Origin of the sequence: Roseovarius atlanticus (assembly GCF_019802205.1) — a bacterium.
In the GTDB taxonomy this organism is placed as follows: Bacteria; Pseudomonadota; Alphaproteobacteria; order Rhodobacterales; family Rhodobacteraceae; genus Roseovarius; species Roseovarius atlanticus_A.
Genome location: NZ_JAHVHQ010000002.1, coordinates 710336 through 723787, shown reverse-complemented (window position 1 = coordinate 723787; position 13452 = coordinate 710336). Strand labels below are relative to the sequence as shown.

Here is a 13452-nt window from a genome sequence, read left to right as displayed (position 1 = left end):
TATCGTCAGCACGAAATTCACGATGACAGGAGACACAAGCCATGAAACTCAGCGCACGCAACAAGCTTGCCGGAACCGTGACCGCCATCGACAAGGGCGCGGTCAACGCGACCGTGCAGATCGACGTTGGCGGCGCCACCATGGTGACAGCGATGATCACCAATGCGTCGGTCGAGGAGTTGGGGCTTGAGGTTGGCAAGACGGCCTACGCAATCGTCAAGGCGTCGGACGTGATCGTCGGGTCCGACTGAGGGTGAAGGGACGGCAGGCAGACCTTTCGGCCTGACCCGGTGGTCTCGACGGTCACGGGGATGCCGTAGACCGTGCTGAGGTTGCACGCGGTCAGCACATCGCTGGCCGGGCCGTCGGCGATGATCCGGCCCTGGTGCATCAGCAGGACGCGGGCATTGAGCGCAAAGGCCTGGTCGGGGTCATGGGTCGACAGGATGATCCCGCGCCGCTCGGACGACGCGCCCTGCGCCAGCTTTGCGATCCGCGCCAGAACCTGCGCCTGGTTCCCGAAATCAAGGCTCGCGGTGGGTTCGTCCATCACGATCAGCGGCGTGTCCTGCGCCAGCGCCCGCGCGATCAGGACAAGCTGGCGCTGACCGCCGGAGAGGCGCGAATAATCGCGCGCGGCGAGGTCCCCGATTCCAAGCTGATCCATGGCCTTTTGTGCCGCATCACGATCCGCCTTGCCCGGTTGCGCGAACGACCCCAGCCGCGCGGTGCGCCCCATCAGGACCACCTCCAGCGCCTCGAACGGAAATGGCGGTGCGTGGGCTTGCGGGACATAGGCGATGCGCCGGGCAATCTCGGCGCGGCGTTGCGCGGTGACAGGGGTGCCGCCAAGGCGAACCTCACCGGCCAGCGGCGGCAGCAACCCCAGCAAGGTGCGGAAGAGCGTGGTTTTCCCGCACCCGTTGGGGCCAAGCAGGCATAGAATATCTCCGGCCTGAACCGACAGGCGCAGATCCGCGCCCACCTGCGCGTTTGCGTATCCGATGACAAGGTTCCGTGCCTCCAGCATCACGACCAACCCCGCCGGCCGCGGGCCAGCAGCCAGACGAAGAAGGGCGCGCCGATCACTGCGGTCAGGATGCCCAGCGGCACTTCGGCCTGCGCCATCGTTCGCGCCGCCGTGTCCACGATCAGAAGATACCCTGCACCGATCAGCACCGAGGCGGGCAGGAGCCGGCCAAAGCCGGGGCCGACGATCATTCGTGCGATATGCGGGATCACCAGCCCGACCCAGCCCACCACGCCCGCCAGCGCCGTGACGCTCGCGGTGATCAGCGTGGCGGCGGCGATCACCAGGAACCGCGTGCGCCCGGCCTCCACCCCCAGCGCGCGCGCCTCCTCGTCACCGAGGCTGAGGACGTTGATCCGCCAACGCAGCAGGGCCAGCGGCACGAGCCCGATCAATACCATGGGCAGTGCGGGACCGATATCTTCGGTGGTGATCGCGGCCAGCGACCCTAGAAGCCAGAACGTGATCGCCGGCAACTGGTCATAGGGGTCGGCCATGACCTTCAGCAGCGACGTTGCCGCGCCGGCCAGCGCGCCGATCACCACGCCGATCAGCACCAGCGTCAGCGTCCGGTCGGTGTTGCGCACCATCGACGCCACCAGCGTGACGACGCCAACCGCCGCCATGCCGCCCACGAAGGCCGACGCCTGGATCGCGGCCACCGGCAGCGACAGGAAGATGCCGGCAACCGCGCCAAGCCCGGCACCGGCCGACACGCCCAGGATATCGGGCGACACCAGCGGATTGCGGAAAAGCGCCTGGTAACTGGCCCCCGCCGCCGCCAGCGCCGCCCCCACCAGCAGCGCCGCGCCGACCCGGGGCAGGCGGATGTTCCATACCACGATCTCGGCCTGGCTTTCTCCTTGCCCCAGCAATGCCGCCAGTGTCTGGCCCGGAGACAGGCCATAGGGGCCGATCATGACCGCACCGAAGGCAAGCACGGCCACACACAGCGCGAGGCCGCCGGTCAAGGTCAGGCCGGGCCTTGAGCCTTTCAGTTCGGCGGTCGTCCCTCGGCCCATGCCAGCAGCCTTTCAAGTTCCTCGTCGCTCAGGTCGACATGATAATAGAGTTCGTAGAAAGCGCGGGTCTCTGCGCGCAGATCGCCCTCCCACCTGTCAGGATAGAGCAATCCGGCCATCCATATCAGGCCCATCATCCGGTTGAGCGATGGCGGCCGGTCGATCCAGCCGAAGGGGGCGGTCGGCGACAGGTAGACGCGCCCCGCCTCGACCGCGTCCATGCCCTGCCACAGCGGGTCGTCGAAGACCCTGCCGTAAAAGTTCGGATCCCACGTCACGATGGTGTCGGGGTTGGCCACGATCACCTGTTCCATGGACACCTGCACCAGACCGCGCGTCGCGCCGCCATCGTCCGCCACGTTGAGCCCGCCCGCGCGCTGGATGATCTCGGTGTTGATCGACCCTTTCATTCCCGTCTCCAGCCCCTCGGGACCACGGGCCAGGTAGACGCGGGGGCGCTCCTCTTCCGAGACGTCTTCGAGAATGGCGTCGATCCGGGCAAACGTCGACTCCACATCCTGCGCCAAGGCGTTGCCGCGTTCCGGCACACCCAGCGCCTCGCCCAGCAGGCGCAGCGCCTCAGGTGTGTTCTCGAACCGTCCGTCAATCAGGATATACGGGATTCCAGTCTGTTCTTGAACCCGGTTGGCGAGGTCGACATAGGTGTCCCGGACCGAACCGAAATCGAGGATCAGGTCGGGCTTGATCTGCAGCACGCGCTCTAGGTTCGCCTCGCCGCCGCGCCCGGTCAGACGGCCGGTTTCGGGCAGGTCTCGATAGGGCTCGGCGATATAGGCGCGCTCCTCGGGTCGCAGGGCGCGGGGCCAGCCGGTCATCGCCTCGGGCTTCATGATGTAAAGCAGGATGGCGGCCGGTGGCCCGGCGGCAAACACGGTGGTCACGTCGTCTGGAATCTCAACGATCCGCCCGGCGCTGTCGGTGATCGTGCGCGCCTGCACCGGCAGCGCCACCAGCAACAGCAGCAGAAGCAGGTATCTCACGTCACTCTCCTTTCGGCACCGCAGTGGCGTCGAAACCGTACTCCGCCAAGACCGACTGGCCCACGGGTGACACGATGTGCAACGCGAGTCCCCATGCCTCTGGTGGGGCGCCATCAAGCACGATCAGGCCGTAATCGGCCCCCACTGACAACGGGTCGGGGACCTGCACGATCTGCAGGTCCGGCACCTCCTTGCGGGCCAGAACGGCGTTGGTGCAATAGGTCAGGAAGAGGTCGGCCTGGTCGCTGTCCAGAACCCAGGCATAGGTGTTGCGCCCCTCGGGCGGCGTGGCGCTGTCGGGCCCGCCGGTCAATTGCAGGGCCTTGGCCTTGAGCGCGTCGGTATGGCCGGACTTGTCGAACAGCTGATACGCGTAGTCGCCCGACGGGTCGGCCTTCGGCGTGGAAGTGCCCAGGCGGGTGTTCTCGTCCAGCATGACGTCGAGCAGCGTCTCGGACGTCACTTCCACCTCGGGTCGCGCCAGACCGCAAAGGCGATTGCGGGCAAAGAGCGCGACGGGACCGCCCTTGCCCGCGCTTTCCAGTGTCCGGGGGTGGCGCATGTTGGCAGAGGCGAAGACGTGCGCCGTCTCTCCCGCCTCGATCCGTTCGCGCATCAGGCCGGAGGGACCAAAAGTGGTCGTGACCGGCGTGCCGTAGGTCTCGGCGAAGTCCGCGGCCACTTCAGACAGTGCGGCTTTCAAGCTGCCCGCGGCGTACAGCGAGAGGTCTTGCGCCTGAGCTTGGTTCATCGTGAGGCCGAGGGCCGCTGCCAGCAGGAATGCGTGTCGCATGGTGAGTTTCCCATTGTTCGTCTTCAGGATTGTTCAGGATTTCGGAGGCGCCACGGGGGTAAAGGCGCAGCGGTCAGGCTTGATGTCGATCAGTGGCGTGCCGTCGAGGCAATCCAGGCCACGCACGATCAGCGTGTTTTCTTCGATGCTCAGCAACCGGACAAGCGACGTGCCGATAGGGTTGGGCCGCACCGGCGAGCGCAAGGCGAAGGTTCCGACGGTCGCGCCGTCACTGCGCGGGCTTTGGCAAACAAGATCGCGGCGGCTGCGGTCCAGCCAGTAAAGCACTTCGATCATCTCGTAGTCTTCCAGCCCTTTCAGGGCAGGGCGCCAGACTGGATCCAGCTCGATCCGGCACTGCGGCCCGTCGCTTCGACCCTGTCGCGGACAGTCCTCGCGCCGCAGCCAGGGCGTGTGGATCGTGCCGATAAAGCGCAGCGCCGCGTCGCCGGGCGCGGGCAGGTCCACGATCGTCTCACCGGGGCGAATGTCTGAGCCACTCACGGCGACCTCCGTAAATTTTGCAGTTCCCCGCACGGCGCAGGAAACAAGGCAGCTGTCCTCGGAACGTAGAATTTCTTTTCAAGCGTTGCTGTACTTGAACTTTATCCGTTGGATCGCATAGTGTGCGAGGGAACGGAAGATTTGCAAGGTGGGAAATTTTGCAGTCTATTGGAGAAGCTTTCAGCCTCGCGCTCGATCTCGTCGCCTCGGGTGATGGGGATCTGGTCGAAATCGTTCTGTTGTCTCTGCGCGTAAGCCTGACGGCCACCGTGCTGGCCTGCCTGATCGGCCTGCCTATCGGCGCGCTGGTGGCCACCGGGCGCTTTCCCGGGCGCAACGCCGTGCTGATCGTCATGAACGCGCTGATGGGGCTTCCGCCGGTGGTCGTCGGCCTGCTCGTCTATCTTCACCTTTCGCGCTCGGGTCCGCTTGGTTTTCTGGGGCTGCTCTACACGCCCACCGCAATGATCATCGCCCAGACCATCCTTATCGCCCCAATCGTCGCGGCGCTGTCACGACAGGTGCTGGAAGATTTGCACGCTGAGTATGCCGAGCAATTCCGGTCGCTTTGCCTGACCAAGCTTCAGACCGTGCAAGCGCTTTTGTGGGATGCGCGGTATTCGCTGCTGACGGTGGGGCTGGCCGGGTTCGGCCGTGCGGTGGCCGAGGTGGGGGCGGTCATCATCGTCGGTGGCAATATCGACCACCTGACGCGGGTCATGACCACCGCCATCGCACTGGAGACATCCAAGGGCGACCTCGCGCTCGCGTTGGCGCTTGGCATCATCCTTTTGGTCATTGCCCTGGGCGTCAATGCCGCCGTGCAATCGGTGCGCATGACCGCGGCGCGGCAAGCCTATGTCTGATGCGGCGCTTCCTCTGAGCCGCGAGATGGCCCCGTCCGCGCGGCCTGCCGCGATTTTGCCGCTGGCGGTGCGTAACCTCGGTCTGCGCTTCGGCAAGACGACCGTGCTTGATGGTGTCAGTTTTGATCTCGGGCCGTCCGGCTGCACCATGGTCATGGGCCCCAATGGCGCAGGCAAGAGCCTGCTGCTGAAGCTCTTGCACGGGCTGCTTCCCCCGACCTCGGGCAGTATCGACTGGCGCGGGCAGGGGCCGCGGGACGTCACCGCGCGACAGGCGCTGGTTTTTCAAAAGCCTGTTCTGCTGCGGCGGTCGGTGGCGGCCAATATCGATTTCGTCCTGAAAGTCCGTGGCAAGGACCGCGCGCGGGTCGCGGCCCTTCTCGATCACGTCGGGCTGGCCCACAAGGCCCATCAGCCGGCGCGCCTCCTGTCGGGGGGCGAGGCGCAGCGACTGGCGCTGGCCCGCGCGCTGGCGGCGGATCCCGAGGTGCTGTTCCTCGATGAACCCACGGCCAGTCTCGACCCCGCGTCGGTCCTGGCCATTGAAAAGATCGTCCGGGACGCCAGCGCGCGCGGCGTGCGCATCGTCTTCGTGACCCACGACATGGGGCAGGCGCGGCGCATGGCCGACGATATCCTGTTTCTCAGCGGCGGCGGTATCGCGGAACACAGCCGCGCCGCAGACTTCTTTCCCGAGCCGCAGAGCAAGGCGGCGCGGGACTACCTGAACGGCAAGATTGTCGTCTGAAAGACTTCACGAAAGGGAGTATCCATCATGCAAATGAAATCATTCGGTGCGGCCGCAGTCGTGCTGGCCCTCACGGGCGGCGCCTGGGCGCAGGATCAGTCGATCATCGTGCAATCCACGACCTCGACGGCAAACTCGGGCCTTTACGACTACCTGCTGCCGATCTTCCAGGACAAGACCGGGATCCAGGTGAACGTCGTGGCCGTTGGCACCGGCCAGGCGATCAAGAACGCCGAGAATTGCGATGGCGACGTGCTGCTCGTGCATGCCAAGCCGTCCGAGGAAAAATTCGTCGAGGCGGGGTTCGGCACCACGCGCACGGACCTGATGTATAACGACTTCGTCATCGTCGGCCCCGATGCCGACCCGGCGGGCGTGGGCGGTATGGACGACGTGCAGGGCGCGTTGTCCAAGATTGCCGAGGCGGGTGCGCTTTTCGCTTCGCGCGGGGATGACAGCGGCACCCACAAGAAGGAAATGGCGCTGTGGTCCGACAGCGGCGTCGATCCCACGGCGGCCAGCGGCGACTGGTACCGCGAGACCGGCTCGGGCATGGGCGCCACGCTCAATGCCGGCATCGGCATGGGCGCCTACGTGATGACCGACCGCGCCACCTGGATCAGCTTCGACAACAAGCAGGATTACCAGATCCAGGTCGAGGGCGACGAGGACATGTTCAACCAGTACGGCGTGATCCCGGTCAATCCAGAGAAGTGTCCCAGCGTGAACGTGGACGCCGCGCAGACCTTTGCCGACTGGCTGGTCTCGGAAGAAGGGCAGGAGGCGATCGCGGCCTACAAAGTGGCCGACCAGCAACTGTTCTTCCCGAACGCATCGGAAAACTGATAGATATGTCGGGGCGGTGGTGCACCCGCCGCCCCAACATCCTTATTCAGGTGCCATGGCCGAACTTGACCTTCCCGATCACGAATACCTGACCGTCAGGGAACTGGCCGAGCTTCTGCGCCTCAAGGAACGCAAGGTTTATGACCTTGCCGCTTCGGGCGCGGTGCCGTGTTCGCGCGCGACCGGCAAGCTGCTGTTCCCGGCCAACGAAATCCGGACCTGGATCGCTCGGGCACAGTCGGGCGGGGGGGAGGGGCAGGGCAAGCTTTCCAAGCCGCGCTCGCCTATCGTGCTTGGCAGTCACGACCCCTTGCTGGACTGGGCGATCCGCCAGTCGGGCTGTGGGCTGGCCACGTTGCATGACGGCTCGAATGACGGGCTTGAACGGTTCACCACCGGCGAGGGCATCGCGGCGGGCCTGCATATCCTCGATGCCGCCACCAATCTCTGGAACGTGCCCGCTGTCTCGAAAGCGGCCTCGCGCCAGAATGCGGTCCTTGTTCGGTTCGCGGTGCGGCGGCGTGGACTCGTTGTCCGAACCGGGGGGCAAGTGCCTGATTCTCTTGGAGATCTTGAGGGTTTTCGGCTTGTTCCGCGGCAGGCGGGATCGGGTACGGATACGCTGTTGCGGCACCTGGCGGAGCGGGAGGGGCTGGATCTGGCTGCGCTGGACCTGGCGGAGGTCGCCCGGACCGAGGACGAGGCCGTGGAGGCGGTCCGGCGCGGGGCGGCGGATACGACCTTTGGGCTGGAAGCGGTTGCGCGGAGTTACGGGCTGGATTTCGTGCCTGTCATCGACGAGGAATTCGCGCTGCTGGTCGACCGAAAGGCGTGGTTTGAGCCGCCTTTTCAGGCGCTTATGAGCTTCTGTGGCTCGGATGCGTTCCGGGCGCGGGCGGAGGCCTATGGGGGCTACGACATCGAGGGTTTCGGCGCCGTCCAGTGGAACGCGTAGCGGGCGACGCGCGCCGGAAGGGGCACATCCGGGATTTCCCTGAACCACCGGACGGGCGGGTTAACGCCGGCGCGAGGCCCGCAAACAGGGGGGTGACACGCGTGCGCCCCCCGTGCACCCCCCGTACACCGCCGCGGTGCGGCGGACGGGCGGCGAAAAAGATGAACGCACCGTGCGCTTCGGCCCGAATATTGCGAGGTCATGAACGCCCCGCGCGGTGCGGCGCGGGGCGCGTGACGCTTCAGTTCAGCGTGTCGGTCAGGCCTTCGGGCTGGCCGGTGACCACGAATGTCAGCGCCTCGGGGTCGAGCCATTCCCGGGCCACGCGGTTGACGTCTTCGAGCGTGACGGCGTTCACCTTGTCGTTGCGGTTGGCGATATACTCGGTCCCCAAACCGTCCATCTGCATTCCGACGGCGATGTTGGCAATCGTGCCGTTGCCGTCGAACCGCAGCGGATAGGCGCCGGTGAGATAGGTCTTGGCGTCGTCCAGTTCCTCCTGGGTCACGCCCTCTTCGCGGATGCGCTGCCACTCGGCCTGGATGACCTCGACCGCCTGGGCCACGCGATCGTTGGCGGACGCGACGCTGCCCATCCAGACCTGCGCGTCGTCACGGTCGGCGAGGTAGGAATAGACCCCGTAGGTCAGCCCGCGCTTTTCGCGCACCTCGGTCATCAGCCGGCTTTCGAAGCCGCCGCCGCCCAGGATGTGGTTGAGCACGAAGGCCGGAAAGAAATCGGGGTCTTCGCGTTCCAGGCCGGGCTGCGCGAAGATGGCGATGGATTGCGGCGTCGCGTAATCGACCACCTTGATCCCGCCGGGCAGGTTGAGCGTGGCGTCATCGGGCAGGGGCGCGCCGGACTCGGGCAGGTCGCCGAGAAGCGTGTCGAGCAGCGAGGCGAGTTCGTCGCTGTCGATGTCGCCCACCGCGCTGACATAGAGACGGTCGCGGGCCAGGGTCGCCCGATGCGCCGCGACGATATCCTCGCGGCTGAGGGCGCCGACGCTGTCGACGGTGCCGTTTTCGTCGCTGCCATAGGGATGATCCCCGTAGACCAGGCTGTCGAAGCGGGCGCGGGCGATCTGTTCGGGGTCCTTTTGATCGGACTGGATGATCGACAGGATCTGCGCGCGGACCCGTTCGATGGCCTCTTCGTCGAAGCGCGGCTCGACGAGGCTGTCCTTGAGAAGCGCCATGGACTCGTCGCGGTTCTCGGTCAGGAAGCGGGCCGACACCGAAAGCGAATCCGGGCCGGCGTCGTAGGAAAACGAGGCGGCCAGGGAGTCCGCCGCGCGCGAGAAGGCACGGGCATCGAGATCGCCGGCGCCTTCCTCGAGAAGGCCGGTCATCAGGTTGACGGCGCCCCGTTTGCCCGGAGCATCTAGAGAGGTGCCGCCGCGAAACCGCAACTCCAGCGCGACGAAGGGGATCGAGTGATCCTCGACCAGCCACGCGTCGATGCCGCCGGGCGTGGTGATTTCCTGGATGTCGACGTCGGCCCGCGCGGGCAGCGCGGCGACCAGCATGAACGCGGCAAGAACCAAGCGGATCATTGAGTCACCTCCTGTGCGGTGATGTATCCCGTGACGGAATTTTTGTCCTGCGCGAAGAGATCGCGCGCGGCGGCCATGACGTCATCGACCGTGACCTGTTCCAGGATGTCGGGCCAGGCCTGGATGTCCTCGACCGTCAGCCCCTGGGTCAGGCCGCGGCCATAGCGGTTGGCGAGCGTGCTGACGTCGTCGCGGGCGTAGATTTCCGCGGCGCGCACCTGGGTCTTGATCCGGTCGAGCCGTTCCTGGGAAAACCCGTCTTCGAGGAACCCGGCAATGATGTCGTCCATCGCCTTTTCGGCGTCTTCGAGGGTGACGTCGGGGGCCGGGACCACGGTGAGGTTGAAGGTCGTGTCGTCCAGCGAGAGGCCGCCGTAATAGGCGCCGGAATAGACCGCGACGCGGGAATCGAATTGCAGCTTCTCGTTCAGGATCGAGGTGGTGCCGTCGCCCAGAACCTCGGCCAGGATCGTCAGGGCGGCGGCCTTTTCCTGATCGCCGCTGTCGCGCTCGGGAGCGAGGTAGGAACGCTGAAGATACGGCTGCGCGACCCGTGCGTCCTGGTAGTAGATCCGCCGTTCGGCCAGCTGGCGCGGTTCCTGTGCGCGGGTGCGCTCGGGCAGATCCGGGTTGGCCGGGATCACGCCGTAATAGGTTTCGGCAAGATCGCGCACCTGGCCGGGATCGACGTCGCCGGCGACGACGAGGATGGCGTTGTTCGGGGCGTAGTAGGTTTTGTAATAGTCCAGCGCGTCGTCGAGCGAGAGATCGACCATTTCGTGCTGCCAGCCGATGATCGGCACGCCGTAGCGGTGATTGAGGTACTGGGCCGCGCCCTGCTGTTCGCGGAAGAGCGCGGAGGGGTTGTTCTCGATGCGCTGGTTGCGTTCCTCGATGATGACGTCGCGCTCTGTCAGGATGTCTTCCTCGTCGAGCTGGAGATTGACCATGCGGTCGCTTTCCATCTTCATCATCAGCTCCAGCCGGTCGGCGGCGACACGCTGGAAATAGGCGGTGTAGTCATAGCTGGTGAACGCGTTGTCCGAGCCGCCGTTGCGCGCCACGGTGGCCGAGAACTCGCCCGGTTCCATGGTTTCGGTGCCCTTGAAAAGCAGGTGTTCGAGGAAATGGGCGACGCCCGAGACGCCGGGCTTTTCGTCGGCGGAACCGGCGCGGTACCAGACCATCTGGACCACGACCGGGGCGCGGTGATCCTCGATCACCACGACATCCATGCCGTTGTCGAGGCTGAACGTGGTGACCGCGTCGTCGGCGAAGGCCGGAGTCGCGACGAGAAAACAAAGGCATAGGCCGGAAAGCCAGTTGCGCATGAAGAACCCCCTGAGGTCAGAAAACGCGTTCATGAGAAGATACGCGGCCCGCGCCGCGTTTCAACGGTGTTGACCTTGTTGTGAGCGGGTCAGCGGCGTCTGTCGCTGGAGTTTGCCGGCGGGTAGGACGGTGTGGGCACGCCTCTGCTGCGCAAACGCGCCGCCTCGGACCGCGAGTCCAGCCACTGGCGCTTGTAGGCGAGGTTGTAATCGTCGTTGATCCCGATGTTCAGGATGTTGACCCGCCCGCGCTGTCTGCGGATCTCGGCATCCTCGCGCGCGAGGGTCTGGCGAATGCCGGGGGTGCTGCCGAAGCGGTTGGCATAGTTCACGAGGCCGCCGTCGGCGCGGCCGATGCCGGTGTCCGCGAGCGCGGCGGGATTGCCGCCGAGGGCCGCCACGCTGTCACCCCGGGGGGTCGGATCGGTGATGTTGGTGCCGCCCGGCGTGGGCGCCGGCAGGGCGCGGTAGCTGTCGGGCGCTTGCAGCGGCTTGCCGGGGACGATGTTGAATTCCTCGGGACCGTTGCCCGTGTTCTTGATCCGCGACAGCTTGACGTCGCCGTCGCGCGAGCCGCAGGCAGAGAGCGCCATCGCAAGGATCATGACCATTATCGCCGGACGTTTCATTTCCCACTCCTGCATCGTTCCGCCAGCCTTATCGTATTCGGACCGGCACGTCACGCCGCCTTTTTACTGTCGCCGCTGAAGACTACCATGCCGAATGCGCCGATGAAAACCGCGATGTCGGCCACGTTGAAAGATGTCGGATTGGTGAAGCCGCAGCACGACATGTTCAGGAAATCGGCCACGGCGCCGTAGATCAGCCGGTCGATGACGTTGCCGAGCGCGCCGCCCACCAGAAGGCCGGCCGAGACCTTCTGCCAGCGGCCCTGCGGATCGGTCCGGACCCACCACAGCACCGCGGCCACGATCACCAGGGCGACGGCGATCCAGATCCACTTGCTGGCGCCGGCGAAGGCGCCGAAATTGATGCCGGTGTTCCACGCCATCTCGAGGTTCAGGTAGGGCGGCAGGACCTCGATCGAGCGGACGGTCTTGAGGTCCAGCACCTGCACGACCCAGTATTTGGTGATCTGGTCGAGCACGAATACGAGACCCGCGACCCAAGCAACCGTGCGCATACTGCTCTCCTTCAAGGCCCGCTTGCATGTGCCGGCCGCTTATTGTTTCGGCTCTTAGTGCCGGAAATGGCGCATGCCGGTCAAGACCATGGCCAGCCCCGCCTCGTCGGCGGCGGCGATCACCTCGTCGTCGCGCATCGAGCCGCCCGGCTGGATCACCGCGGTCGCGCCGGCCTCGGCGGCGGTCAGCAGGCCGTCGGGGAAGGGAAAGAACGCGTCGGAGGCCACGACGCTGCCTTCGGTCAGCGGCGCGGAGAGGCCCAGTTCGGCGGCCATGTCCTGGGACTTGCGGGCGGCGATGCGGCAGCTGTCGACGCGGCTCATCTGGCCGGCGCCGACGCCGACGGTCGCGCCGTCCCTGACATAGACGATGGCGTTGGATTTCACGTGCTTGGCGACTTTCCAGGCAAACAGCATGTCGGCCATTTCCCGGTCCGACGGCGCACGCTTGGTGACGACCCGGAGGTCGTCTGCCGAGACCTGCCCGCTGTCCTTGTCCTGCACCAGGTAGCCGCCCGAGACCTGCTTGAGCATCAGCGCGGCCTCGGCCGGATCGGCAAGCCCGTCGGTGACCAGAAGGCGCAGGTTCTTTTTCGCGGCAAACACCGCCCTGGCGTCGTCGTCGGCGCCTGGCGCGATCACCACCTCGGTGAAGATGCCGGCGATCTCTTCGGCGGTGGCGCCATCGAGCGGCTGGTTCAGGGCGATGATGCCGCCGAAGGCCGAGGTGCGGTCACAGTCGAAGGCGCGCATATACGCCTCTTTCAGCGTCTCGGCGCGGGCCACGCCGCAGGGGTTGGCGTGCTTGATGATGGCGCAGGCCGGACCGTCGGCGGCGGCGAATTCGCTGACCAGTTCGAAGGCCGCGTCGGTGTCGTTGATGTTGTTGTAGCTGAGTTCCTTGCCCTGGACCTGCCGTGCGGTGGCCACGCCGGGACGGGCGGAGCCGTCGGTGTAGAACGCGGCACCCTGGTGCGGGTTCTCGCCATAGCGCAGGGTCTGGGCCAGCTGTCCGGCGACCGCGCGGCGGCGCGGTGCAGCCTCGTTCAGCGCCCCGGCCATCCAGCCCGAGACGGCGGCATCATAGGCGCCGGTGCGGGCATAGGCGTTGAGCGCCAGTTTCTGGCGGAAGGCATAGGTGGTCTGGCCGTCATGCGCGTCCAGTTCGGACAGGAGCGGCTCGTAATCCTCGACATCCACCACGACGTTGACGAAGGCGTGGTTCTTGGCCGCGGCGCGGATCATCGCGGGGCCGCCGATGTCGATATTCTCGATGCAGGTGTCATAGTCGGCGCCCTTGGCGACGGTTTCCTCGAACGGGTAGAGGTTGACGACCAGCAGGTCGATGGGACCGATACCGTGCTCGTCCATGGACGCCAGGTGGTCGTCATTGTCGCGCAGCGCCAGAAGGCCGCCATGCACCATCGGGTGCAGTGTCTTGACGCGCCCGTCCATCATCTCGGGGAAGCCTGTCACCTCGGCCACGTCGCGCACGTCGAGCCCGGCCTCGCGCAGCGCCCTGGCGCTGCCGCCCGTCGACAGCAGCTCGACGCCGCGCTGGGCGAGGGCACGGCCCAGGTCGATCAACCCGGTCTTGTCGGAAACGGAAAGAAGTGCGCGGCGCACGGGGGCGAGATCGGTCATGGGGCAGCTATTC

At 66.0% G+C, this 13452-nt stretch carries 15 protein-coding genes; 5 read left to right on the top strand and 10 right to left on the bottom strand.

All coding sequences use genetic code 11. From position 1 onward, the window contains the following. Positions 1–41 precede the first annotated feature (41 nt). Positions 42–251 carry a molybdopterin-binding protein gene (locus KUV49_RS03710; RefSeq protein WP_152490713.1) on the top strand — a complete coding sequence of 70 codons (210 nt, stop codon included), beginning with the start codon at positions 42–44 and terminating at the stop codon, positions 249–251. On the opposite strand, the gene KUV49_RS03705 is transcribed toward KUV49_RS03710, so the two are convergent. From KUV49_RS03705 to tsaA, 5 genes are read right to left on the bottom strand one after another with little or no spacing between them, the layout of a single operon-like run. After that, positions 206–1030 (bottom strand): ABC transporter ATP-binding protein, encoded by an 825-nt coding sequence (locus KUV49_RS03705; RefSeq protein ID WP_222451670.1) that lies wholly within the window; start codon positions 1028–1030, stop codon positions 206–208. The two genes, KUV49_RS03710 and KUV49_RS03705, sit on opposite strands and share 46 nt — an antisense overlap. Beyond that, complete coding sequence (locus tag KUV49_RS03700) at positions 1030–2052, bottom strand: FecCD family ABC transporter permease (protein ID WP_222451669.1); 1023 nt, start codon at positions 2050–2052, stop codon at positions 1030–1032. Before KUV49_RS03700 ends, KUV49_RS03705 begins: the two co-directional genes overlap by 1 nt. Next, entirely contained in the window at positions 2025–3053 is a 1029-nt protein-coding gene (locus KUV49_RS03695) for an iron ABC transporter substrate-binding protein (RefSeq protein ID WP_222451668.1), read from the bottom strand. The genes KUV49_RS03700 and KUV49_RS03695 overlap by 28 nt, the downstream gene beginning before the upstream one ends. A 1-nt stretch (position 3054) precedes the next feature. Then, positions 3055–3846 carry a molybdate ABC transporter substrate-binding protein gene (locus tag KUV49_RS03690; protein WP_222451667.1) on the bottom strand — a complete coding sequence of 264 codons (792 nt, stop codon included), beginning with the start codon at positions 3844–3846 and terminating at the stop codon, positions 3055–3057. 33 nt (positions 3847–3879) lie between these two features. Next, complete coding sequence (gene tsaA / locus KUV49_RS03685) at positions 3880–4350, bottom strand: tRNA (N6-threonylcarbamoyladenosine(37)-N6)-methyltransferase TrmO (protein ID WP_152490718.1); 471 nt, start codon at positions 4348–4350, stop codon at positions 3880–3882. A 158-nt stretch (positions 4351–4508) separates the two neighbouring features. Between tsaA and KUV49_RS03680 the strand changes: the two genes are divergently transcribed. The 4 genes from KUV49_RS03680 to KUV49_RS03665 are packed head-to-tail and all read left to right on the top strand — an operon-like array spanning position 4509 to position 7765. After that, a complete protein-coding gene (locus KUV49_RS03680) occupies positions 4509–5216 on the top strand; it encodes an ABC transporter permease (protein ID WP_222451666.1) in 708 nt (235 codons plus the stop codon). After that, positions 5209–5964: an ATP-binding cassette domain-containing protein gene (locus KUV49_RS03675; protein ID WP_222451665.1), complete on the top strand. Its 756-nt coding sequence runs from the start codon at positions 5209–5211 to the stop codon at positions 5962–5964. Before KUV49_RS03680 ends, KUV49_RS03675 begins: the two co-directional genes overlap by 8 nt. 27 nt (positions 5965–5991) lie before the next feature. Next, positions 5992–6810: a substrate-binding domain-containing protein gene (locus tag KUV49_RS03670; protein ID WP_222451664.1), complete on the top strand. Its 819-nt coding sequence runs from the start codon at positions 5992–5994 to the stop codon at positions 6808–6810. A gap of 55 nt (positions 6811–6865) precedes the next feature. Then, positions 6866–7765, top strand: a complete 900-nt coding sequence (locus KUV49_RS03665) for a helix-turn-helix transcriptional regulator (RefSeq protein ID WP_222451663.1) — start codon at positions 6866–6868, stop codon at positions 7763–7765. Positions 7766–8006: 241 nt separating this feature from the next. On the opposite strand, the gene KUV49_RS03660 is transcribed toward KUV49_RS03665, so the two are convergent. The 5 genes from KUV49_RS03660 to purH form a co-directional block, all read right to left on the bottom strand. Beyond that, a complete protein-coding gene (locus KUV49_RS03660) occupies positions 8007–9320 on the bottom strand; it encodes a M16 family metallopeptidase (RefSeq protein ID WP_222451662.1) in 1314 nt (437 codons plus the stop codon). Then, positions 9317–10651 carry a M16 family metallopeptidase gene (locus KUV49_RS03655; protein WP_222452064.1) on the bottom strand — a complete coding sequence of 445 codons (1335 nt, stop codon included), beginning with the start codon at positions 10649–10651 and terminating at the stop codon, positions 9317–9319. Before KUV49_RS03655 ends, KUV49_RS03660 begins: the two co-directional genes overlap by 4 nt. Before the next feature lie 89 nt (positions 10652–10740). Continuing rightward, the gene (locus KUV49_RS03650) at positions 10741–11280 is read right to left on the bottom strand and encodes a DUF3035 domain-containing protein (protein ID WP_222451661.1); all 540 of its coding nucleotides are present in this window, start codon (positions 11278–11280) and stop codon (positions 10741–10743) included. A gap of 50 nt (positions 11281–11330) precedes the next feature. Further along, on the bottom strand, positions 11331–11795 hold the full coding sequence (lspA, locus tag KUV49_RS03645) for a signal peptidase II (RefSeq protein WP_222451660.1): 465 nt from the start codon (positions 11793–11795) through the stop codon (positions 11331–11333). 54 nt (positions 11796–11849) lie between these two features. After that, a complete protein-coding gene (gene purH / locus KUV49_RS03640; RefSeq protein WP_222451659.1) occupies positions 11850–13439 on the bottom strand; it encodes a bifunctional phosphoribosylaminoimidazolecarboxamide formyltransferase/IMP cyclohydrolase in 1590 nt (529 codons plus the stop codon). Positions 13440–13452: the final 13 nt, after the last annotated feature.

What these genes read in the sequence shown, in the direction of transcription:
- KUV49_RS03700 (WP_222451669.1), bottom strand. Translation starts at nt 2,052, where the DNA reads ATGGGCCGAGGGACGACCGCCGAACTGAAAGGCTCAAGGCCCGGCCTG.
- KUV49_RS03650 (WP_222451661.1), bottom strand. Translation starts at nt 11,280, where the DNA reads ATGAAACGTCCGGCGATAATGGTCATGATCCTTGCGATGGCGCTCTCT.
- KUV49_RS03705 (WP_222451670.1), bottom strand. Translation starts at nt 1,030, where the DNA reads ATGCTGGAGGCACGGAACCTTGTCATCGGATACGCAAACGCGCAGGTG.
- KUV49_RS03690 (WP_222451667.1), bottom strand. Translation starts at nt 3,846, where the DNA reads ATGCGACACGCATTCCTGCTGGCAGCGGCCCTCGGCCTCACGATGAAC.
- KUV49_RS03665 (WP_222451663.1), top strand. Translation starts at nt 6,866, where the DNA reads ATGGCCGAACTTGACCTTCCCGATCACGAATACCTGACCGTCAGGGAA.
- KUV49_RS03675 (WP_222451665.1), top strand. Translation starts at nt 5,209, where the DNA reads ATGTCTGATGCGGCGCTTCCTCTGAGCCGCGAGATGGCCCCGTCCGCG.
- lspA (WP_222451660.1), bottom strand. Translation starts at nt 11,795, where the DNA reads ATGCGCACGGTTGCTTGGGTCGCGGGTCTCGTATTCGTGCTCGACCAG.
- KUV49_RS03660 (WP_222451662.1), bottom strand. Translation starts at nt 9,320, where the DNA reads ATGATCCGCTTGGTTCTTGCCGCGTTCATGCTGGTCGCCGCGCTGCCC.
- purH (WP_222451659.1), bottom strand. Translation starts at nt 13,439, where the DNA reads ATGACCGATCTCGCCCCCGTGCGCCGCGCACTTCTTTCCGTTTCCGAC.
- KUV49_RS03655 (WP_222452064.1), bottom strand. Translation starts at nt 10,651, where the DNA reads ATGCGCAACTGGCTTTCCGGCCTATGCCTTTGTTTTCTCGTCGCGACT.
- KUV49_RS03670 (WP_222451664.1), top strand. Translation starts at nt 5,992, where the DNA reads ATGCAAATGAAATCATTCGGTGCGGCCGCAGTCGTGCTGGCCCTCACG.
- KUV49_RS03710 (WP_152490713.1), top strand. Translation starts at nt 42, where the DNA reads ATGAAACTCAGCGCACGCAACAAGCTTGCCGGAACCGTGACCGCCATC.